The organism is Archangium minus, assembly GCF_044360475.1.
Lineage (GTDB): Bacteria > Myxococcota > Myxococcia > Myxococcales > Myxococcaceae > Archangium > Archangium minus.
In genome coordinates, this window is record NZ_CP043494.1 from 2,036,143 (window position 1) to 2,057,924 (window position 21,782).

The following is a 21,782-nucleotide window of genomic DNA, read 5'->3' on the forward strand; positions in this document are numbered from 1 at the left end:
GTTTCACCATGACTCGAGTCTTTCGCGCGTCGCTCGTGCTCGCGCTCCTGTCCGCGGCCTGCACTCCCGAGGAGCCCGATACACCCGCGGTGGATGCCTGCGCGGGCCTGCCGCCTCTCACCCTCACCACGAGCCACACGAAGGTGCGCGTGAGGGACCCTGTGTCGCTCACGGCCTCGGGAGGCAGTGGCTACTACAGCTACCGCGTGGAGCCCGGCGGCTCCTCGGGGGAGATGCGAGGCTCGCGCTTCATCGCGGGATCCACGCCGGGGACGGACACGCTGGTGGCGGAGGATCTGCGCTGCCCAGGAGACGCGCGGGCGCAGGTCTCCGTGGTGGCGGCCTTCGACGTGGCCCCTGGGCGGGCCATGCTGAAGCCGGGCGTGTCTTTCCAGATCGAAGTGGCGGGGCTGCTGGGCGAGCCCGTCTTCACGCTGGATCGCAATAGCTCGGGCGGCACGCTGACCTCCTCGGGCCAGTACACCGCGGGCAAGGTGCAGGGCACGGACCTGGTGCGGGTGCGTGACAACCGCACGGGCGACGAGGTTGTCCTCCAGTACGAGGTGCGCGCGGACGCGGTGCTGCGTGGGGACCCAGAGCGGCTGGCGCTGCCGGCGGGCTCGTCGGTGGCGCTGGAGACGGTAGGGGGAAGTGATCGCATCACCTGGTCGGTGGTGTCCGGTCCGGGCAAGGTGGAAGGAGGGCGTTTCTCGATCGAGCCGGGCGCGACGGTGACGGGCGCGACGGTGCTGCAGGCCTCGGATCCCTTCACGAATCAAACGGCGACGGTGTCCGTGCGCGTGCTGACGGAGCTGTCGCGCGAGACGATCGCGCACGGACAGATTACGGACACGGCGGGGATGGTGACGGCGGACTTCGACGGGGACGGGGTGCCGGACGTGGCGGTGGGGCGGCCCGAGAGCGACCTCACTCGGCCCCAGGGCGGCGTGGTGTTCATCTTCAAGGGAAGCACGGCGGGGTTGCCCTCGGAGCCCACGTGGATGCTCACCGGCGAGACGGACACGGCCCGGTTCGGCGACAGCCTGGCGGCGGGCGACCTGGATGGAGATGGGAGGCCAGAGCTGGTGGTCTCCGCACCGGGAGCGGACGTCACCATCGACGGCTCGGGCGCGGTGTACCTGTACCGCTTCGGGGCGAACGGACCGGAGCCCCTGCGCGCGCCTCTCTCCGCGTTGGGACGGGGCGCCTTCGGTACGGGCCTGCACCTCAAAGACGTGGACGGCGACGGGGACCTGGACCTGCTCGTGGGCTCGCCGAACGGTGACCTGGCTGCCACCAATGAGCTCTTCAACCGGGGCATCTTGGACATCTTCCAGCTCAACCGGGGGGAGGCCGTGCCGGATCTGCCGACCGTCCGTCTGGGCGGGATCGACCTGGGGCTGAGCGGCACCATCGAGTCGCGCGCCAGGACGGGGCTGGGGCTGGGCGTGGTGGTGGAGGACTTCAATGGGGATGGGCGGCCGGACCTGGCGGCACTGGGCAGGGCCACTCGCCCCAAGCTCGATGACCCTACCGCCTCCGCGGGCGTGATTCAGCCCGCGGTGTCCGTGTTCTTCGCGCGCGCCGAGGCGCCGCGTTTCCGCGCCACGCCGGATCTCTTCGTGCTGCCCACGAACACCGCTGACGGCAACGAGGGGAGCTGGCGGCTGGGCAGCATACCCGCCGAGGGGACGCGGCTGCCGCTGTTGATGGTGTTGTTGGATCGAGCGGACTCGCCAGACCTGCGCACCAGCGGCGGACAGGGCAGCATGCCGGATGCGGGCGGGGCGCTGTTCTTCGACCTGAGCGCGTACAAGCCCACGGGCGAGCCCGCGAACAAGCCGGCGCAGCTGAGGCTCGCGGATGCCTTCGCCCGGTTCTACGGGGACGCGAGGGACATCTGCGCGGGACGGAGCTGGGCCGTGGCCGACGTGGACGGGACGCCGGGCCCGGAGCTGTTGCTGGGCGCGCCCTATGCAGGCATCCCCTCGGGGACCACGACGCTGCGCTTCGGCGGCAAGGTGCTGGTGTACCCACTCAAGGACTTGAAGAAGGGCACCACCGTCAACAGGTCGTCGTCCTTCCTGCCAGGGTTGGCGAAGTCGGATGCCTTTGGCGCGGGGATTGCGCCGTGGCCGCTGCCGGGGAGCTCGGGCCTGGTGGTCTTCGCGGGGCGGACCTCGACGCAGGGGCGCGCCTACACCGGGCGGGTGGATGCCTTCGTGAAGGCGGGTGAATCGCTCGCGCAGTGGTCGCGCACCAGCTACCTGTTGCCGGCGAAGCCGAGCGTGGAGCGTTTCGGCGAGGCGGTGGCGCTGGGCAAGGACGTGAAGGGGAACCTGCTGGTGCTGGTAGGCTCGCCGGGCTGGTCCGGTCCAGGGACGTACGACGACGGCAACGCCCTGTCGGTGGGCCGGGTCTGGACGTATGGCGCGCAGGGGGGCACGGCCACGCTCGTGGCCGAGGGCGCTCCCTCGCCGCTGTACAGCGGGCGCAGCGTGGGCTCGGACGTGGCCTTCACGGACTTCAACGGGGACGGGAGGGCGGACCTGGTGCTGGGCGCGCCGACCCTCATCATTCCGAAGTCCACCGCGTCCGCTTCGGAGCTCACGGACGCCTATAAGGAGGTCCGGCCCGAGTGCCTTCCCAGCGAGGATCTGAACGCAGGGGGCGTGCTGGTATCGCTGGCTCAGACGGACGGGAGCTACAAGCCCGCCTACCGGTTGTGGGCACTGGGTAACATCACGGAGGACTGCATCACCTCGAATGGCATCTGCCCGCGCGCGGGCATCGGGCGCGGGGTGGTGGGCGGCTTCGACTTCAACGGGGATGGCAAGCAGGACATCGGGGCGCTGCGCAACAGCGGCTTCGAGCTGTTCCTGGGGCGGGCTCCGGACGATGTCTCGCTGGCGAAGCGGACCATGGTGTGCGACCCCGTCTACTCGTCGCCCTACTATGCGACGGCTTACAACGTTTCGCAGACGACCTCGGCCCCTACCGCGCTCGGGGACCTGAACGGGGACAAGTGTGACGAGGTGGCGTGGCGCTACTCGGACAACAACTCCCGCTCCGGCATCGTGGTGCTGTTCGGCTACGACACGAGCGGGGCGCGGTGTGGCGGGCGCAAGGTGCCGACGACGATACGCCTGGCGGCGGATCGCGAGGTGGGCAACAACTACATGGGGCTGGGCGTAGCGGTGGCTCGCGTGGGCCGCGTGCTGGGCAAGAGTGGCGCGGACTACCTGGCGGTGGGGGCGACGAGCGTGCCCTATGACGGCGTGACGCAGCCCGCGGTGCTGCTCTTCAACACGGCGGAGCTGGTGAAGCGTCTGCCTGCCTCGGGTGAGGCATTGGTGAGTGCGCTGGAGGGCTCCCTCATGCCCCAGGTGTTGGTGCACCGCTCGCGGGCGGTGGGCTTCGGGACGGCGCTGGCGGGCGGAGTGGATCTGACGGGTGACGGCGTGCCGGAGCTGGTGGTGAGCGCACCGGGCGCATCGGTGGCCTCGGATGGAGGAGGCGCGGTGTTCGTTTACAAGGGCGGTCCGGGGATGACCGGAGCGCTCTCGCCGATGCTCACGCTCACGGGAGACGTGGCGGAGCGCTCAGGTTTCGGCAACGACCTGGCGCTGACCGCGGGGAGCACGAGCTTCCCGCCGACCCTCGTCATCGGCGCGCCGCTGAGCTACCGCACGGGCACGCAGAACGGCACCGCCTTCGTGGTGCCGCTCGGCTTCTAACGCGCCTCAGTGCGCCAGGGACGTGGACGGCTCGGAGATGCCTTCGAGCACGCGTCCGGCCAGCCGCTGGTCCTCCATCTCCATGGCGAGGTCCCCCAGCGAGACGATGCCGATGAGCCGCTCCTGCTCGTCCACGACGAGCAGTCGGCGCACCTGCAGCTCGCGCATCTGATGGGCGACGTCCTCCACGTCATCGTCCACGGAGCACGTCTGCACGTTGCGGGTCATCACATCCGCGACGGAGACCGTGCGGGGGTTGAAGCCCATCGCCAGGCCGCGCACGACGATGTCCCGATCGGTGAGGATGCCCACGACGCGCTCCCCCTCCACAACCGGTAGGGAGCCCACGTTGAGCAGGCGCATCATCTCGGCGGCGGCCATCAGCGTCGTCTCGGGGTGGGCGGCGACGGCGTCCGGAGTCATCACGTCACGAATCTTCATGGGACGGCCTCGTGGCTTGCGGGTGGTTCCTACGGAGGAAGGGTGTGTCTGCTTTGGCGCCGCTGCCGTGAAATTCCGTGCCAGCGTCTGTGCTCGGGTGCCTGCTTTCCTGCCTGCCTTGCCTCCAGAAACACGAAGGCCCCCATGCCTCCGAGGGAGCCACAGGGGCCTGGGTCCGCCGCTCCGTTTGAATCAGCTCACGGTCTGCGGGGTCATCTGACGGGAGAGCTCCTCCGGGGACTTCAGCATGGAGGCGTGGCCGCCGTGCTGAACGCGCTGCTCCTCGCTGATGGGCGGGGAGAACGTCTTGGCGATCTTGTTGTAGGTGCCGAGGATGAGGATGGTCGGTGCCCACTGGCCGACAAAGTTCGCCCACGTCTTACGGCCGGTGATCATCAGCACGGCGCTGACAGCCATGCACCCGACGGCGACTCCGAGGAAGCTGATGGAGGGAATGCGCCGCGTTTGAAGCTCGACATTGGTGGTGACCGCATCTTCGTTCTTCATGTGTTCCGATGCCTCCGTTGGTGAGAGGTGTGAATGGAAGGTGCGCATGAAGGGGCGGGGCGCGGGGGTTGAGCCTCCCTGCCCGCTGTCCGGGCGGGCACGGTGGCGGTGGGGTTGGCCGTGCGGGCAGGCCCCCTCAGATTGCCTGGGTCTTTTTTGCCGGAAGGGCGGGGGGAGGAACTTCAGATGTCACGTAAGTCCGAGGTGGAGAAGCTGCGCAGCCTGGCCCAGTTGGACGTGGACGCTGTGGGGGCCTACGACGCGGCCATTGCCCGGGTGAAGGAGCCGCTGGTGCGCGAGCGGCTGAACGATTTCCGGGTGGACCACGTGCGGCACGTTCAGGATCTCAACGCGTTCATCCTGCGGTTCGGAGGGGAGCCGGTGGAGCTGCGGCCGGACCTGAAGGGCGCGGCGATGAAGGGCCTGACGGCGATGACGAGCATGATGGGGACGGAGGCCGCGCTGGTGGCGATGCTCGGCAACGAGGAGTTCTCGAACCGGGCCTACGAGCTGGCGCTGAGCTTCGAGTGGAGCCCCGAGGTGCGCTCGCTCATCGAGAAGAACCGTCGGGACGAGGAGCGCCACATCACGTGGATCAAGGAAGCGGTGCGCCAACGTCCATGGGTGGCCGAAGAAGCCGAGGCGCGGGCGTAAGCCCTGGGAGAGGGCCGGGGTGAGGGTCTACATTCGGTGGGGACACACCCCGCGCGAAGCGCGGTAGCCCGAGCCCTGGAGGCCCAACCCGTGAGTGACACCCTGCCCGCGCTGCGGTCCACGCTGTCGGAGCTGGTCGCCCTGGACACGACGTCCTCTCGTCCCAACGCGCCGCTGGTGGAGCTGGCGAGGGGGAGGTTGGAGGCGGCGGGCTTCCAGGTGGAGCGGGTGCCGTACCGGGACGCGGCCGGGGTAGAGAAGGTCAACCTCATCGCGGTGAAGGGCGGTGGGGCCGGCGAGCGGGCGGGGCTGGTGCTGGTGGGGCACACGGACTGCGTGCCGTACGACGCGGCGTGGACGGACGCGCTGCGGCTGACGGAGCGGGACGGGAAGCTGTATGGCCGAGGCGCGTGCGACACGAAGGGCTTCATCGCCTGCGCCCTGCATGCGGCGACGCACTACGCGGGCCCCCTGCGCTCGCCGTTGATGGTGCTGCTGACGGCGGACGAGGAGCTGGGCTGCGAGGGGGCCAAGCACCTGGTGGCACAGGGCAAGGGGCGCGCCAGGCACGCCATCGTGGGCGAGCCCACGCGGCTGGTGCCGGTGCGCGCGCACAAGGGCTACTGCCTGGCGGAGGTGGAGGTGCTGGGCCGGGAGGGGCACAGCGCGTACCCGGACGAGGGCGCCTCGGCCATCTTCCGCGCGGGGCGCTTCCTGCAGAAGCTGGAGACGCTGGCGCGCACGCGGCTGCGCGAGGAGCGGGACGAGTCCTTCGAGCCGCCCTTCACCACGGTGAACGTGGGCCTCATTGGTGGGGGCAAGGCGCCCAACGTCATCTCCGGGGCGTGCCGCTTCACGGTGGAGTGGCGCCCCATTCCCCGGCAGCCCCAGGAGCGGGTGATGGAGCTGCTGGAGTCCATCCGGCACGAGCTGGTGCGCGACGAGCCTGGCTACGAGGCGCGCATCCGGCTGCTGCGGGCCGACCCAGCGGTCGACACGCGGGCGGACGCGGAGGTGGTGCGGGTGCTGGCGGAGCTGTCCGGCAACGCGCCCATCACGGTGCCCTTCGGCACGGAGGCCCCGCAGCTCACGGAGCTGGGTGCGGAGGCGGTGGTCTTCGGCCCGGGCGACATCCGGGTGGCGCACCAGACGGGTGAGTACGTACCCATGGAGGACCTGGTGCGATGCGAGGCATACCTCTCACGTGCCATCGCACACTTCTGCGGCGCGGCGGTACCCGACTCCGGACGCTGAGCAGGAGCACGTCAAACCTGGTGGTGCATTTGACCTGGAGGGTCCAGTCATTCTAGGCAGAGGGCCTTGCTGTGGCCCGAGTGGGTCGTCAGGGCCAGGGGGAGTGGCCGCGACATGCAATGTGTCCCCTTCGAAGAGGGCATCGAGATCAAGGGGCAGACGTTGAAGTCCGTGGTGGACGGCTTCAACGCCTTCGCGGTGCTCGGCAGTGCCTACCTGTTGGACGAGGGCATCGGGACGCGGTCTCCCAATGGGTTGGTCAGCCTGGACCCGGAGGGGTGGTACTCGCAGCGCTCGTGCCTGCTGTGCTTCCAGCAGATCGGCAGGCAGCTGGGGGACGGGCTGCTGATGCAGATTGGCATGGCCATCCCCCGCAACGCTCACTTCCCGGACGGCATCCAGAACATCCACGACGCCATTCGGACCCTCGACGTGGCGTACCACTTGAACCACCGCAAGAACGGCCGGGTCATGTGGGATCCCTCCACCCGGCGGATGGAGGAGGGCATCGGTCACTATGGCTACGAGCCCGTGCCGGGACAGCGGAAGATCTTCAGTCTGTGTAATACCCCTTACCCGTGCGCGTTTGACCAGGGGCTGCTCACGGCCATGGCGCAGCGCTACGCGTCCAACGCGCGCGTGACGCATGACAACGCCAGCTTGTGTCGCAAGCTGCGCGGCGACCGCTGCGGCTACTTCATCAGCTGGTGAGGACCCACACCCTCCTGTGAGTGCTCACGGACTCTCCGTGCGGCTCGCGCTCCGAGTGGAACGGCCGCCGGGGGCGCCGTCTCCGGGTGTCCTGGAGGGAGCAAATAGTTCGTCCCCCCTCTCGCTTTTCCGCCCCTTCCTCCTGATAGCCTGAGGTCAGATCCGACCATGGCAGCGCTCAATTCCATTGGCACGACTGGCCGCGTCCTCCTCGTGGACGACAGCCCTATTGCTCTCGAGGCCATTGGCTCCCGGCTGCAGGAGAGCGGATTGGACGTGGTGATGACGACGTCGCCACGGGAGGCGCTCGGCCTGGCCACTGATGGCTCTCAGCCGTTTGATCTCCTCATCCTCGACGTGATGATGCCAGAGATGAACGGCCATGAGCTGACGCGCCGCCTGCGTGCCAACTCTCGGACGAGCAACACGCCCATCCTCCTGCTCACCTCGCTCGACTCGACGGATGACCGGGTGAATGGCCTGGTGTCGGGAGCTGACGACTTCTTCACGAAGACAGCGCCCGACGCGGAGATGCTGGCGCGCGTGCGCTCGTTCATCTCGCTCGGGAAGATGCGCGCCCAACTGCAGGCGCAGCACGAGGCCATGGCCCGCGTCATGCGCGAGCCGGAGGCACCCACTCCGCCCCTGGCCCGGGTGGAGATCATCCACCACATGCCGGTGGTGAGCGAGCGGCTCGCGCGAGCCCTGCGCGGCTCGCCCGTGGGCGGCGAGTTCCAGCTCACCCAGCGCTCCCCCGAGCAGCGCATGCTGACCTCGGACGCGGACCTGCTCGTCGTCAGCTACCCGATCGCACTCGAGGGAGATCAGCCGCTGCTCAAGCGCTTCGGCTTCGATGAGGAGGCGCCCGCCGTTCTCGTGGTGGACGAGGTCGAGTCCACCTCGCGGCGCGTGCTCGCGTTCGATGCGGGGGCCGACGACTACCTCACACTGCAGACGCCCATGGCCGAGCTGGCCGCCCGCCTGGGCAGTGCCCTGCGCCGCCAGCGCCGCCAGCGTCAGCTGCGCACCTCGCGCGACCGCGCCATGCTGGTGGCGGTGACGGACCCGCTCACCGGGCTCTACAACCGCGCCTACTTCCACGAGGCGCTCGGCGTCGAGTTCCGCCGCGCCCAGCGCTACAAGCACCCGATGAGCCTGGTGCTGCTGGACCTGGACCACTTCAAGCAGGTGAATGACACCCTGGGCCATACAGCCGGAGACGAGGCCCTGCGCGAGGTATCCAAGCGGCTGCGCCAGACGGCGCGCTCGACGGACGTGGTCGCCCGTCACGGAGGGGAGGAGTTCGCGATGATCCTCCCCGAGACGGACCTGGAGCACGGGCTGATCGCCGCCGAGCGCTTCCGAGCCGCGGTGGACGGAGCCGTGGTGAGAGGTGCCCGGGGAGGCAGTCGCACGCTGACCATCAGCGCCGGAGTGGGGTGCTTCCCCGTGCACTCCACCTCCATCACGGAGCTCGTCGAGCTCACCGACGCAGCGCTCTACAACGCCAAGCGCATGGGCCGTAACCGGGTGTGTCCCGTGTCGCTCAGCCAGGAGGCCCCGGCGCCCGCGAGCCCGGTCGCCGCCACTGTTCCCAACATGGGGACCTCGGGGGTGCTGGAGCGGCTGCGCCGGCTCGTGGCGGAGGACCTGGAAGGTCCGCTCACCGCCACGCGTACGGCCGCGCGCATGCTGCACCAGGCCTCGCAGCCGGGCGACACGCTGCACATGCTCACCTCGCAGCTCCACCAGTCTTCCGAGGAGGTCCGGCAGGAGCTGCTGCGGGTGATGGATGACCTCTCCCGGGCCATCCTCGAGTCGGGTCGAGCGGGCGCAGCTCCTCGTAACGAGCACAAGTGAGACCCTCGCTGGAAGTAGCCGCTCCGCGCGCGGAGGAGGCCCCTGCGTCACGCGCGTTCCTGCTCTGGAGCACCGCCGGGGTGTTCGCCGCCCACCTGGCGCTGTGGCTCTGGGTGTCGTGGAGCAGGGGCCTGGCCTTCACGGACCTGCTCAACCGCTGGGACTCGAATCACTACAGCACCATCATTCGTGACGGTTACAGCGGCACGCTGTGGGCGTTCTTCCCGCTCTACCCGATGGCGGTGCGGGCCTTTGCGAGCGTCCTCGGCGTGGAGCGGGTGCAGGTGCTGGGGGCTGTGCTCTCGAGTGCCGCCTTTCTCGGCTTCGCCGTGCTCGTCGCACGGGCCCGAGAGCGGGAGGACCTACCGGAGGGGCTGGTGCCCCGGACGCGGCTCGGGTGGCTCTTCTTCCTCCTCGCTCCGGCGAGCTACGTCTTTCACTCGCACCATACAGAGTCACTCTTCCTGCTGCTGTCCGCGCTCGCACTGTTCTCCGGAGCGAGCCGGCGGCCCGGGTGGGCGGGCGTGTTCGCGGGGCTGTGCGTGCTGACGCGCAACCAGGGCGCCTTCGTGGTGGCGGCTACGGCTCTGCTGGCCGCCTCTCGGGAGGAGGGCGGGGCACGGAGGCTGCGCGCCTTGCTCATCGTGGGAGCGCTCGGGGCGCTCGGGGCACTGAGCTTCCTCGCGTTCGAGTACCTGGCCTCGGGCTCGCCGCTGGCGTTCCTCCAAGCTCAGAGCGGGTGGCATCGCGCGGACTCGGTGGCGGCCGTCTTCAAGACGTTTGTCTTTGGCAATCCCTGGCAGAGCACGCGCAGCCCGTACCTGCTGCGCTACGCCGTGTTCTGGCTCTTGTTGATAGGAACGTTCCTGCTGGCGCGCCGGCAGCCCGCGTTGGGGCTCTACTCCGGGCTCTCGCTGGGGGTGATGCTGCTCCAGGGCGAGGTGGCGAACGTGTTTCGCTTCGGCACTGTCGTCTTCCCGCTGTTCTTCTTCCTGGGAGACCGGTGTGCCCGGCGCCCGGTCTGGTTCCAGGGCGCCGTGCTCGTGGCCCTATTCGCGCTGAACCTCGCGACGGCGAGGGGCTACGCGGTGGGACGCTGGGCGTACTAGCCACATTGCTACAGCAGGCCCGCGCTGGAGCACGCTCAACACAGCTTGGAGCAGGGCAGGGGGCAGCGTAATCGGCCGGAGCTCCCACGAAAACCGCTCTCAACTGTTCAGGAGCGCTCTCGTTGGAAGCCTCCGGCGGCGGGTTCGATTCCCGCCGCCTCCAATAGAGGTTGCCCGCCGCCTTGAGTCGAATTCACTCCTAAAGAGGAGGCACGGCTCGCATCAGGGGACCCAATCGGTCCTTGTCGGACCAAATTTGGACCAAATCCTCCAGCGTCTAGGCGGAATGGGGGCCGTGTTGAGGGAGAGGGCTGGAGCCGAGGGGCGAGGAGGGCTGCTGACGGGTGCCACGAGGGCTGTGGGCCGGGCTGGTGGAGACACGGTGCAGTTCCCTGGGGCCGTCAGGTACGCCAACACCCGGCGCCTGCCTCCACACCAGGGACAGGTGAAGACATCCAACGCGAACGTCCTGCGCAGCAGCTTCGCGAGAGTCCACTCGCGGCGTCCGCTGCTTCTTCGGTTCCTTCCTGACCGCTGTCTCAGGTGCCACGCTCGCCCCCTCCTCACCTGCTTGGGGGAACCTGGAGAGCGCGGAGGCGGAGCTGGCGCCGGGCAGTGCCAGGCCGCGGGGCACGGTGCGGGTGGACATGATGGGGGGCGAACTGCGCCGCCTCTCCCTCGCGGGGCTCCTGACGGTGACGGATTCGGAGGCCTATCTCGCCGGGGCTCTGGCTCACTTTGGCCTCATCCAGGTGCCGGCCTATGCCATCGCGAACCACCTGGCCGAGGGCCGGCTGCGCGAGGTGCTCGCCCACGCCCGTCCGCCCCTATTGCCCCTCGCGCTGGTGCACCCCTACCAACGCAAGGTGCCCCCGCGCGTGCGCGTGTTCATGGCGTGGCTCGTGGTCCTGCTCGGGCGGCACTTCGGCGCCGCCTCGCCGGCCCAGGAGGTACAGTCCCCGTAGCGTGCGGCCAGGGCAAGAAGCTCTCCTCTACTCAACCCGGGTCGCCGTCTTCGAGGGGCACCCGCCATCCCATCACAGGAGTCCACATGCTCGCGTTCCGTGCCGCCGTCGAGGCGGGTGACTTCGCCGCCCTCGGCGACCTGCTCGCCGACGACGTCGTGTTCCGCAGCCCCGTCGCGTTCCGCCCGTACGAGGGTCGCGCCATCGTGGCCGCGATCCTGCGCGGGGTCGGCCGGGTCTTCAAAGACTTCCGCTACGTCCGCGAGCTGGCCGACGCGGACGGCCGCGGCTCGGCCCTGGTGTTCGAGACCGTCGTCGACGGGGTCATCGTCCACGGGCTCGATCTCATCCGGCTCGACGAGGCCGGACGCATCAGCGAGCTCACCGTGATGGTGCGTCCGCTCTCGGCGGCGAACGCGTTGGCGAAGGCGATGGCCGCCGAGTTCCCCCAGATCCAGGCCGAGGCCGCCGCCACTACCGGAGAGACCCGATGAATCCCTCTCCCCACGTGCTCGAGCCGCTCGAGCTCGGTCGAACGTGAACTCGCGCGGGAGTTCTCGGCGGTGGCGCCGCTTCCTCGACTCCTGAAGCAAGACGTCGGACTCCTCACCGGGCGAGGTGCGACGTCCGCGAGGAAATGGGCGGCTTCAATCCGCCCGCACACTCGTAGGCACCTGGAGTGCCTTCAGGGTATCGCGCTTGGGCGGAGTCCCGAACATGCGCGTGTATTCCCGGCTGAACTGAGATGCGCTTTCATAGCCCACCTGAAGAGCGGCTTGCATCACGTTCGCCCCCTCCGCGACCATCAGACGCCGCGCCTCCAGCAGCCGCAACTGTTTCTGATATTGAAGCGGGGTCATGGACATCAGCCCCCTGAAGTGTTGATGAAAGGAGGACTCGCTCATCCGCGCGGCCGCGGCCAGCTCCTTGATGCGAATGGGGCGCGAATAATTCCTCCTCAGGAGGTAGATCGCGTCGGCAATCCGCTCCATGTGACCGTTCGGAAGCGCGAGCTTGCTGAACTCGCCGCCATGGGGCCCCGTCAACAACCAGAAGCAGATTTCTCGCATGACGGAGGGATGCAGCACGGGAATCGCCATGGGCGTTGCGAGAATGCGCACCAGCCGGGTGAGACAATCCACGAGGGGGGCGGTGAGCTCCTCCACGAAAACCGCGGAGCCAACCTCGCCCCTTGATGGGGGTGGGGCCTCGAGCTGCTCCAAGACCTCCCGCATGACACCAACATCGAACTCGACGGTCATGCCCAGGTAGGGCTCGGAGGCACTCGCCCGGGTCACCCTTCCGGACGCTGGGAGTTCAACGCCGACGACAAGGGCTTGCATCTCGGCGTAGTCGAACACCCTATCGCCCAGCGATACCTGCTTCGAGCCTTGTACGGCGATGCAGAGCGCCGGCTTGTAGATCAAATGATGAGGCAGGACTTCCCGGCTCGTCCTCATCAGGGCGAGACCCGCTATCGGCGTGGAGAACACACCATCGCCGCCGCCGCTCGCGTCAATGTATTGCGCCAGTGCGGTCTTCAAGGCTGACGGCATCCAGGGCCTCCGTGCACGAGCCGGTCGGCTCTCGAACCTTCTTCTCCGCCAACTGTACCGTGGACCCCAGGCACCACCCACCTCATTTGGAGGATCAGGCAAGAAATTCGAGGGTTCAGGCAGGCGGGCCCGAACGGTCTCGCGCAGGATTGCGTTCACCAGACACCCTTGGGAGAGACCCATGCCGAAGCAGATGCAAGTGAACTCAACAGGAAAGGTGGCGATCGTCACCGGTGCCAGTCGGGGGCTTGGACGCAACACGGCCGTCAGCCTGGCCGGGCGCGGCACCGATGTGATTGTGACCTACCACTCCAATCGCGCTGAAGCCGACAGCCTCGTCGGGGCCATCGAAGCGCTCGGACGAAAGGCCGTTGCCCTGCGGCTCGACGCTAGCGACATCGCCTCCTTCGGTGGCTTCGCCGAGCAGGTACAAGAGGCGCTGCGGAGCGTGTGGGCAAGAGACCGTTTCGACCATCTCGTCAACAACGCGGGGGCACACCACCCTGCCCCGCTCGGTCAGATCACCGAAGCGGACTTCGATCGGCTCTGCAACCTCCACTTCAAGGGCGTGCTCTTCCTGACGCAGAAGCTGCTGCCGCTGATCGCCGAGGGCGGAAGGATCGTGAACCTCTCCACCGGTCTCACTCGCTTCGTCAGCGCGGGCAGCGCGGCCTATGCCTCGATGAAGGGGGCCGTCGAGGTTCTGACGCGCTACATGGCGAAGGAGCTGGCTCCGCGCGGCATCACCGTCAACGCGGTCGCGCCCGGCGCCATCGGGACGGACTTCCTGGGCGGAGCGGTGCGCGACAATCCCGAGCTCAACCGGGCGGTGGCCGAGAACACCGCGCTCGGCCGGGCCGGCGTTCCCGATGATATCGGTCCAATGATCGCGGCATTGCTCTCCGATGCGAACCGGTGGGTGACCGCCCAGCGCATCGAGGTCTCGGGAGGCATGTACCTCTAGTCCTACTGTGAGTGGAATCCTTGTCCACCTCTGGAGGCGCGCTCGCCGCGGTGGGCAGGGTGGCGGCTCCCCACGGCGAGAAGAGCCACATCTCTCGCTCCTGGTGATTACCCACCCGTGAGCCGGTATGCTCCGAGCATGAACCAGGTGCCTGGTACGCCTGCGGCGCGTCCTCAGGCCCTGGGGCGGGCAAGGCTCCTCTTTTCTCCAATAGCCGCAGCACCCGGTGGCGCACCACCCTCAGCACCCGCTCCACCTCTGATTGCGTAGGCGGCGGTAACGGCGCGAAGCTCACGCCGCCTTCCTGCGGATCACCCGCCGCCCCTATCCCTTCACGGGATACGGCGTCCCATCCCGGTGGAAGTACCCCGCCATGCCCGGCTCGGCGACCATGTCGATGTCCGAATACACACAGCGGTCCTGTGGGTCGGAGTTGCCGATCTCGAGCACCTTGGCCGGGCGACCGGACTTGTTGATCAGGTGGTGGCCATCGGGGTCCCCTCGCTTGAAGGCGACGCAGTCGCCGGGGCGCAACACCTCTTCGCCGGCGTCAGTGACCAGCGTCAGCTCGCCCTCCAGCACCCAGATGAACTCGTCCTCGTGGCTGTGCCAGTGCCGTTGGCTGGACCAGGCGCCGGGCTCGATGACGGTCAGGTTGACGCCGAACTGGGTCAGGCCCGCGTGGCGCGCCAGCCGCTGGACGGCTTGAGCATTACAGGGCGAGTCGAAGGGCGGCGGATACTTGCTTCCGGTCTGGACGGGCACGGCGGACAGGTCGATCTTCTTCATCGTGCAGGCCACCATATCCAACGCGGAGATGGGGTAGTAGCGCGTGAGAGTCGGCTTGGGGCTCCGGGACAGCGTTGGCAGGCGAGCCCACCACGCAGCGCATTGCCCTCGCGCAAGGGGAAGTTCCCCCCGCACTTCACACACACGAAGCGCTGGGTCAGGCGCGGGCCACATGGGTCCACTGGCGCTTGCGCCACTCGAAGGGAGGAATCCGGATGCGCTCTCGGGCTCGTCCAATACGCTGGGCCTGCCTCCTCTCAACAGGCCTTCAATCCTTCCTATGCTCTGGGTGAGCGCGGGCCTGGTGGGGACACGCACGGGAGGGCCTGTGGCAGAAGTCCGGCTCATGAGGAGGGCGTGGGCGGACACCTCGCGCGCTGGGACACCTGCCCGGTGCTACTCCCACCCGTTGAGCCATCCTCCGCGAGAAAGAAGGTCGATGGCTTCGTCGATGCTGTGGGTTGCCTTGGCTGCCAGCTCGTCCAGATCGTCACCCAGAAGCGCGCGCATTTGATGCGGTACGAACACCAGGTCGATGAACTTGGCGGCGACTGGCAATGCTCGCTCGATTGCCGCAGTGGTCCCTGATTGCGGGCCCGCGATCGCCTCCGCGACAAGTTGTATACCGCGGTCCCGTCCCATCCTGTCCGTGAGTCGAGCAAGTTCCGGCAGGCGATAGGCGGTTGTAATCACCACCCGCATCAAGGCAACCACCCCGGGCTGAAGTGCATGGGCCAGGATGCCGCTGCCCACGGTACGCAACCGCTCCCGCAGCGTCAGGCCGACCGGGAGGTCCTTGGACGGTGCAAGCATGCACCCGACGCTGTGGCGGACCACCGCAGTGAACAGCTCCTCCTTATTGGCGTATCGCGCATAGATGCTGGCCTTGCCCGCGCCTGCCTGAACCGCGACCTCATCACAACTCGTCGCCTCGAAGCCGAGGTGCAAGAACAAACGTGTAGCCGCCTCCAGGATACGGCGATCGACTTCGCCGGCCTGCTCCGCCGATGGACGACCACCCCGGCCCCTTCGAGCCGCCGGAGCTTTCTTGGGAGAGGTGCTTTTCCCTTGCATGACCGGAACGCATAGGCTACTTCCCCGCTCATTTCAACTGAACGGCATCGTTCAGTTAATTTGTCGAGAGGACGTGTGACGTGGCCAGGATGACGCTCGAGGAGTGGAGTGGCGCGCACGAAGGGGAGTGGGCGCCATGATGGACGGTACCGGTCAGATCATCGCTCTCGCGGGGGCAACCGGAGACCTGGGCGGACGCCTCGCGAGCGCGTTGACCCGGAGACGCGCGCAGGTCCGCGCACTGGTTCGGGCGGGCACTTCGGAGACGAGAAAATCCGCGGTACGCGCTACCGGCGCGACCCCCGTCGAAGTCGACTTCGACGATGCCGCGGCGCTCGAACGCGCCTGCGCCGGCGCCGCCTGCGTCGTTTCCGTTCTCAACGGGCTGGAACCGACGATCATTGGCCTGCAAAGCCAACTGCTCGACGCCGCAGTCGCGGCTGGCGTGCCGCGATTCATGCCGTCTGATTTCTCGCTCGACTTCACCAAGACGCGACCTGGCGACAACCGCAACCTGGACCTTCGTCGCTCTTTCATGGCTCGGGTGGATCAAGCACCCATTCGCGCTCACTCCGTGTTGAATGGGATGTTCACGGACCTGCTGACGGGAGAGGCCCCCATCATCCTGCGCAACCGTCGCCGGATCCTTTACTGGGGCGATGCCGATCAACTGCTTGACTTCACCACGAAGGACGATGTGGCCGATTATACCGCCGACGTCGCCCTGGATGCCGACGCGCCTCGCTTCCTGCGGGTCGCTGGAGCCTCCGCGAGCCCCCGTGACCTGGCTGGCATCATGACGCGGTTGAGCGGTCAACGCTACACGTTGTTCCGTGCGGGCGGGATGGGTCTGTTCGATGTTGTCATCAAGATTGCCCGCACACTCTCACCCAAGACGGATGCGCCATTCCCTGCCTGGCAGGGGATGCAATATCTCCGCGACATGTCGAGCGGCCGGGGCAAGCTTTCCCCCCTCGATAATGAACGTTATGGCAAGACGAATTGGACGTCCGTCGAAGACGTCCTCGCCGGCCCCGTATAACTTCCCATCCTGAGCTGGAGTGTTCCTGATGACTGGCCGCATCGAGCCGTTTCACCTGTCCGTGCCGCAGTCCGAACTGGACGACCTGCGTGCGCGGCTGATGCACACCCGCTGGCCCGATCCGGGGACGGTCGAGGACACCCGCCAGGGTCCGCCGCTCGCCAGGATTCGTGCGCTCGCGGAGCGGTGGTGCGACGGCTATGACTGGCGCCGGTGCGAAGCGTTGCTCAACGGCTTCGGCCAGTATCGCACCGAGATCGACGGACTTGGCATCCATTTCCTGCACATCCGCTCGCCCGAGCCAGAGGCGTTGCCGCTCCTCATGACGCATGGCTGGCCAGGGTCGGTGCTGGAGTTCCGTGACGTGATAGGGCCCCTCACGAACCCGGTCGCGCATGGCGGCAAGGCGGCTGACGCCTTCCATCTCGTCATCCCGTCGCTGCCGGGGTTTGGCTTTTCCGACAAGCCCACCGGGCCAGGGTGGCACATCGGGCGCATCGCCGGCGCGTGGATTTCGTTGATGCAGAGGCTGGGCTATGAGCGTTGGGCCGCGCAGGGCGGCGACTGGGGAGCGGGTGTCACGACGACGCTCGGCTACATGGCGCCTGCCGGCCTGATCGGTATCCACCTCAATATGGTGATGTTCCAACCGACCGGCGAGGAACGTGCGAATGCTGACGCTCACGAGCGGAAGATGCTTGCTGACGCGCAACGCTATGACGAGCAGTTCTCCGGCTATTACAAGCTCCAGAACACCCGACCACAGTCCGTCGCGTTCAGCCTCGCGGACTCACCTGTCGGATTGGCCGCGTGGATCTATGCGCTATTCCAGGACGTCTCGGACAGCGGCGGCGATCCGGAGCGCGTGTTCACGCTCGATGAGATGCTGGACGACATCATGCTCTACTGGTTGCCAAACGCCGGGCCGAGCTCCGCGCGCTTGTACTGGGAAAGCGCGCAGGCGATGAAGCAAGGTGGCATGCCGACCATGCCCATGCCGACGCCGGCCGGCATCAGCATGTTTCCCGGCGAGCAGGTGCGGCTGTCCCGACGCTGGGCGGAACCCCGCTTCGCCAACCTCGTCCACTTCAACGAGTTGGAGCGGGGTGGTCATTTCGCGGCGCTGGAGCAACCGGCGGCCTTCGTGGAGGAAGTCCGCGCCACCTTTTCCGGGCTCCGGTAGCCTGTCTTGAGCCTCAACACCACGTGGCCTGATGTGGCCCTCGTGCCGGGGCCAGGCTCGCACCTGCCGTGGGCAAGCCCATGGGCAGACGTCCGGCAGCAAAAAGACGCGGAGCAGTGAGCCGAGGGGCGCGCCGCTGATGCCCGGGTGGTGCAGCCGCCGAAGGTGCACGCGCCCCCGCCAGTGGCGGCTACCTTCGCGGTAGTGTCGCCGCAGGGGTGGCGCGTGGAGGGATTGGGCCCCGAGAAGGTGTCAAAGGAATCGAGCCCCCTGGCAACGCCTTGAGCTCACACCGGAGCGAGAACGCCGAGCTCTCTGGCCTCGCCTGGTACGGGGAGCACCTCGTCATGCTGCCGCAGTATCCCGGCTGGAAGCCCGAGAGCACCCCCTTCCTCTAACCGCGCCCCCTCCTCGGATGCGGAGGCATGGAAGGAGTCGCTACGCCAGATTGAGGAAGGAGTGTTTCCGCACGTCGTCGGCCCTGGGGTGGCCCCTGTGCTGCAGCCGGCTGAGCAGGCCGCGTGGGCAGTGACAGGTGCTCCAGAATGGCGCGTACTGCGTTGGGTGCCGTCAGGTACGCCAACACCCGGCGCCTGCCTCCACACCAGGGACAGGTGAAGACATCCGCCAGCAGCGTGGCGAGGTTGTCCCTCACCGCCTCGTACAGCACCGTCCCCTCCGGCCGTCTCCGCCGGTACTCCCACCCGCGATCCCCCACCTGCCCCTCCCCGGCCACACCCCGCAAGGGCACACGCTACCGCCAGGCTCCCACGAAACCCCGTCAGGCCCGCTCTGGATGTGCCAGGCGGCGGGTTCGATTCCCGCCGCTTCCAGTAGAGGTTGCCCGCCTCTTTGATCCAGCGTCCCGCTCGTTGCTCTGCTTGCGTGACATGGGCGCGATTGCGCCCATGCGTCACCTGGAAGTGATTCAGACGTGACATCCACTCCAGCTTGCGCGGCCCGGGCGCATCCACCTACGAGGCGAGGCTCTTCTTCACCGTGTCGATGAAGGGCCGCATCTCGTCATTCGCCTCCTTCCGCACGTGCGCCATCACACGCGCCCAGTCCTCCGCGCTCTTGGGGATGAAGTACGCCCCGGTGCCCTGCTCGCGGGGAATGATCTCCTGGCAGACCCTGTCAATCATCCTGTTCAGTGCATGCAGATTGTTGACGATGGCCTTGCCTTCATCGGGTGCGCCCTTGCCCAGCGAGAGAAGGAGCTTCGTCGCTTCGGACTTTTTGATTCCGCCCGCCTTCAGCAGCTCCACCAGGTTGTGCAGCGGAACCTCCCCCTGGCCGGTACCCAGGTCGGTCCGTGCGGACACCAACTCCGGGCAGAGGGTGGCGAGCTTCTGGATGTCCTCGGGAGGAATCTCGAGTCCCTCGGCGAGTTGCCTCACCATGTCCCCCTGAGCCGTCGTCAACACGTTGATGGCCTCCGGTGAGAGCCCCGCCTTCTTGAGGAATTCGTTCTGCTGTTGGTTCCGCTCGCGGCTGTTGCCCAGCGCGCTGAGCCCCTCACCCGCCGCGGTGATGAGCGCCCCCGCACCGCTGACCAGCAGGCCCGGAGCCTGCCCCCCCGGTATCGTCTCGACGAGCGCGCCCAGCACGCCCACGACATCCCCCACCATCGCTATCACGAGCCCGGGATCTGCTTTCTCCTGCAGATCCTTGGCGCGCAGCGCCAGTGAGGTGCTCGTGGCCAACAGCCCAAAACCCGGAGCCAGCCGGGTGGCGAACGACGCGAGCCGATTGGTCTGGGCCGAATCGACGCCGAAACGGGCCAGCATGGCGGTATCCGACAGGGCTCCGCTGGCGCCCGCCACGATGTTCAGCGTGTTCTTGAGCGTGCTCGACATCTCCTTGATCATCGTCTGGTACTCGCCCTCGCGTCCGGCGTTCACCGCGGACACGGCTCCGAACACGAGGGCCGTCGCCGCGAAGGAGTGGCCCAGGGGCCCCGCCGATTTGAAGTCGCTCACCAGCTGCTTCGTGCGGTCGAAGTCACCGCTCTCCGCGATCTTGATGGCCTCCAGGCCGTTCATCAGGTCGGAGTAGCCATCCTTGCCCTCCAGCGCGGTCTTGAAGGGCTTCATGCGCTCCTCGAACTGCTTGAGGGCGTCCTTCGAGTCCTTCGCCTCGGCGAGCAGCTTGCTGCCCAGGCGCGGCAGCCCGTTCTCCAGCACCTTGTTCGGGAACCCCTTACGCGCGCCGAAGACCTGCGCCGTGACTGAGTTCGGGTCCTGCACGAGCCGCCCGGCCATGTCCACAGCGGTCTCCGCCTGACCGCTGTCCGCGAGCAACTCCAGGGACTTCTGCAACTGCCCCGCGTCGGTGGGGGCGGTGACGGCCGCGTTCTCGAGCGCGGGGGCATTGTCCTTGAGGACCTTCGCCAGCTCCGCCGCCGCCTTCTCCTTCTCCTCGTAGGCCTTCTTGTTGCTCGGGTGCTCCTGGAAGGCCTTGATGTACGTCTCGCGCTGCTTCTCCGTCAGCGAGGGCCCGAAGTCCGCCAACTGCCTGGCCAGCTCCTCGTCCTTCTTCTTGGCATCGGCCGATGCATCCTCGAACGCCTCGGTGGCATCCGTGAGCTTCTTCGTCGCCGCGTCCGCCTCGGAGGAGCGGCTCGTCAGCCCGACCCCCATGCGCGAGGCAATGTCCTTCCACTGCTCGGGCGCCCAGGCCACGCCCGACTGCATATCCGCCTCGGTGAAGACCCCCGCGTCGCGCGCCGCTTTCAGCGCGTTGGTGAAGAGCTGCCGGTCGGACTCCTCCCAGTCGCCGGTGTACTGTCCGGCAGGTGTCTTGGTGAACGGACCCGGGATGCTCCCGTTCTCTGCCTTGCCGCCGATGATGCTGTTCAGGACGCTGAGCCGGTGATCGGAATCGGTCTTGCTCAGCCGGGCGATGAACTGCGCCTGGTAGTCGGGATCGTTCGCGTGCGCCTGGAGCTTGTTGCGCACCTCGAAGGCCAGGAACTGCAGGTTGCCGCTGTTGACCACCGCCTCGAAGTCCTTGTTGGCCTGCTCCACGGAGGCGGGGTTGAGCTTGCGCGGGCTCGTGGAGGCAGTGGCGCCGCTGGTATTCGGGTCCGCCACTATCATCCTCTGGAGCTCCGGAGAGACCTTCTCGCGCGCCACCGCCGCGGCGCGCTCGGGGGAGCCGGCGGGCGTGTCGAAGATACGCGTGGCGGAGGTGGCCGACAGCCGGCCCGCCTCCTGGTACTCCGGCTTCTCGCGCAGGTAGGCGTCCAGCGAGTCGTAGCTCTTGCCGGTGCCCGGATCGAGCACGCGCTCTCCCTGACGGACCACCACGTGCCCGGACTGCCCCTCCGCGCCGGGACGCTGGTCCTTCAGGAATACGAACTCCGAGCGGGCCCGGAGCTCCGGAGTGGCCTTCTTCGCCCAGTCGGCCGCACGGTCCAGGCAGTTCTCCTGGCCGTCCCCGGCATCCTCCGTCAGCAGCGATGTGGCTGGGGGCTGCGCGTCCTTTGTCTTGGCCTTTGAAGAGTTGCCCGGCTTCTCCGCGGGCTCGAATCCATCCCGGTACACCTTCGGTGGGGCGGGTGGCGCGGGGTTGGCCTGAGCGGGAGCAGGGCGGGAGTCCTTCGCGGCGGGCTGGACGGCGGGACGAGGGGCAACAGCGGACTTCAAGGGATCAGGCGGTCTCATTTCCATCACTCCTTGGGGCGGCAGAGGGCTGCCTCGGGCTATTTTCCGGATAAAGAGGGAACAGCCCGGCCCGCGTCCCAAAAAAGCAATCTGAACACCCTGAGGGGCGGTTCCCGACCTCCATCCGCTGCTCTACGTGTAGGACGCATGGGGGGCCTGTTGGGGGGGTGCTGGTGCGGAGAGGAAAGGGATGGTTGCGCCAGGTGCTCCGGAATGGCACGCCCCCGTCGGGGGCTGTCAGGTGCGCCAGCTCCTCCGATCACGTTGA

The 21,782-nt window shown here is 67.7% G+C and carries 17 protein-coding genes; 11 read left to right on the top strand and 6 right to left on the bottom strand.

The window, feature by feature from the left end; all coding sequences use genetic code 11:
* Window positions 1-8 precede the first annotated feature (8 nt).
* Entirely contained in the window at window positions 9-3,737 is a 3,729-nt protein-coding gene (locus F0U60_RS08370; RefSeq protein WP_395816315.1) for an FG-GAP-like repeat-containing protein, read from the top strand.
* A gap of 6 nt (window positions 3,738-3,743) precedes the next feature.
* On the opposite strand, the gene F0U60_RS08375 is transcribed toward F0U60_RS08370, so the two are convergent.
* A complete protein-coding gene (locus F0U60_RS08375; protein WP_395816319.1) occupies window positions 3,744-4,178 on the bottom strand; it encodes a CBS domain-containing protein in 435 nt (144 codons plus the stop codon).
* A 192-nt stretch (window positions 4,179-4,370) separates the two neighbouring features.
* The gene (locus F0U60_RS08380; protein WP_395816322.1) at window positions 4,371-4,685 is read right to left on the bottom strand and encodes a hypothetical protein; all 315 of its coding nucleotides are present in this window, start codon (window positions 4,683-4,685) and stop codon (window positions 4,371-4,373) included.
* A gap of 186 nt (window positions 4,686-4,871) precedes the next feature.
* On the opposite strand from F0U60_RS08380, the gene F0U60_RS08385 reads away from it, so the two are divergent.
* The 7 genes from F0U60_RS08385 (at window position 4,872) to F0U60_RS08415 (ending at window position 11,732) form a co-directional block, all read left to right on the top strand.
* Entirely contained in the window at window positions 4,872-5,339 is a 468-nt protein-coding gene (locus F0U60_RS08385) for a ferritin-like domain-containing protein (protein ID WP_203411069.1), read from the top strand.
* A 90-nt stretch (window positions 5,340-5,429) separates the two neighbouring features.
* Window positions 5,430-6,593, top strand: coding sequence for an acetylornithine deacetylase (gene argE, locus F0U60_RS08390; protein ID WP_395816325.1), 1,164 nt, complete (start codon window positions 5,430-5,432; stop codon window positions 6,591-6,593).
* A 114-nt stretch (window positions 6,594-6,707) separates the two neighbouring features.
* Window positions 6,708-7,304, top strand: coding sequence for a hypothetical protein (locus F0U60_RS08395; protein ID WP_395816327.1), 597 nt, complete (start codon window positions 6,708-6,710; stop codon window positions 7,302-7,304).
* A 168-nt stretch (window positions 7,305-7,472) separates the two neighbouring features.
* Window positions 7,473-9,164: a diguanylate cyclase gene (locus tag F0U60_RS08400; RefSeq protein WP_395816330.1), complete on the top strand. Its 1,692-nt coding sequence runs from the start codon at window positions 7,473-7,475 to the stop codon at window positions 9,162-9,164.
* Window positions 9,161-10,273, top strand: coding sequence for a mannosyltransferase family protein (locus tag F0U60_RS08405; RefSeq protein ID WP_395816333.1), 1,113 nt, complete (start codon window positions 9,161-9,163; stop codon window positions 10,271-10,273). The genes F0U60_RS08400 and F0U60_RS08405 overlap by 4 nt, the downstream gene beginning before the upstream one ends.
* A gap of 647 nt (window positions 10,274-10,920) precedes the next feature.
* The gene (locus F0U60_RS08410; RefSeq protein WP_395816335.1) at window positions 10,921-11,238 is read left to right on the top strand and encodes a LysR substrate-binding domain-containing protein; all 318 of its coding nucleotides are present in this window, start codon (window positions 10,921-10,923) and stop codon (window positions 11,236-11,238) included.
* A gap of 86 nt (window positions 11,239-11,324) precedes the next feature.
* Window positions 11,325-11,732 carry a nuclear transport factor 2 family protein gene (locus F0U60_RS08415; RefSeq protein ID WP_395816338.1) on the top strand — a complete coding sequence of 136 codons (408 nt, stop codon included), beginning with the start codon at window positions 11,325-11,327 and terminating at the stop codon, window positions 11,730-11,732.
* Between the two features lie 153 nt (window positions 11,733-11,885).
* Here F0U60_RS08415 and F0U60_RS08420 read toward each other — a convergent pair whose 3' ends face one another.
* Window positions 11,886-12,782: an AraC family transcriptional regulator N-terminal domain-containing protein gene (locus F0U60_RS08420; protein ID WP_395816341.1), complete on the bottom strand. Its 897-nt coding sequence runs from the start codon at window positions 12,780-12,782 to the stop codon at window positions 11,886-11,888.
* Window positions 12,783-12,975: 193 nt separating this feature from the next.
* Between F0U60_RS08420 and F0U60_RS08425 the strand changes: the two genes are divergently transcribed.
* Window positions 12,976-13,758, top strand: coding sequence for an SDR family NAD(P)-dependent oxidoreductase (locus tag F0U60_RS08425; RefSeq protein WP_395816343.1), 783 nt, complete (start codon window positions 12,976-12,978; stop codon window positions 13,756-13,758).
* 324 nt (window positions 13,759-14,082) lie between these two features.
* Here F0U60_RS08425 and F0U60_RS08430 read toward each other — a convergent pair whose 3' ends face one another.
* Window positions 14,083-14,547, bottom strand: coding sequence for a cupin domain-containing protein (locus F0U60_RS08430; protein WP_395816345.1), 465 nt, complete (start codon window positions 14,545-14,547; stop codon window positions 14,083-14,085).
* A 396-nt stretch (window positions 14,548-14,943) separates the two neighbouring features.
* Window positions 14,944-15,621, bottom strand: coding sequence for a TetR/AcrR family transcriptional regulator (locus tag F0U60_RS08435; RefSeq protein ID WP_395816348.1), 678 nt, complete (start codon window positions 15,619-15,621; stop codon window positions 14,944-14,946).
* Between the two features lie 136 nt (window positions 15,622-15,757).
* Between F0U60_RS08435 and F0U60_RS08440 the strand changes: the two genes are divergently transcribed.
* Both F0U60_RS08440 and F0U60_RS08445 read left to right on the top strand, forming a co-directional pair.
* On the top strand, window positions 15,758-16,663 hold the full coding sequence (locus F0U60_RS08440; RefSeq protein WP_395816350.1) for an NmrA family NAD(P)-binding protein: 906 nt from the start codon (window positions 15,758-15,760) through the stop codon (window positions 16,661-16,663).
* 28 nt (window positions 16,664-16,691) lie between these two features.
* Window positions 16,692-17,846, top strand: coding sequence for an epoxide hydrolase family protein (locus F0U60_RS08445; RefSeq protein ID WP_395816352.1), 1,155 nt, complete (start codon window positions 16,692-16,694; stop codon window positions 17,844-17,846).
* Window positions 17,847-18,820: 974 nt separating this feature from the next.
* Here F0U60_RS08445 and F0U60_RS08450 read toward each other — a convergent pair.
* A complete protein-coding gene (locus F0U60_RS08450; RefSeq protein ID WP_395816355.1) occupies window positions 18,821-21,514 on the bottom strand; it encodes a hypothetical protein in 2,694 nt (897 codons plus the stop codon).
* Between the last annotated feature and the right edge of the window lie 268 nt (window positions 21,515-21,782).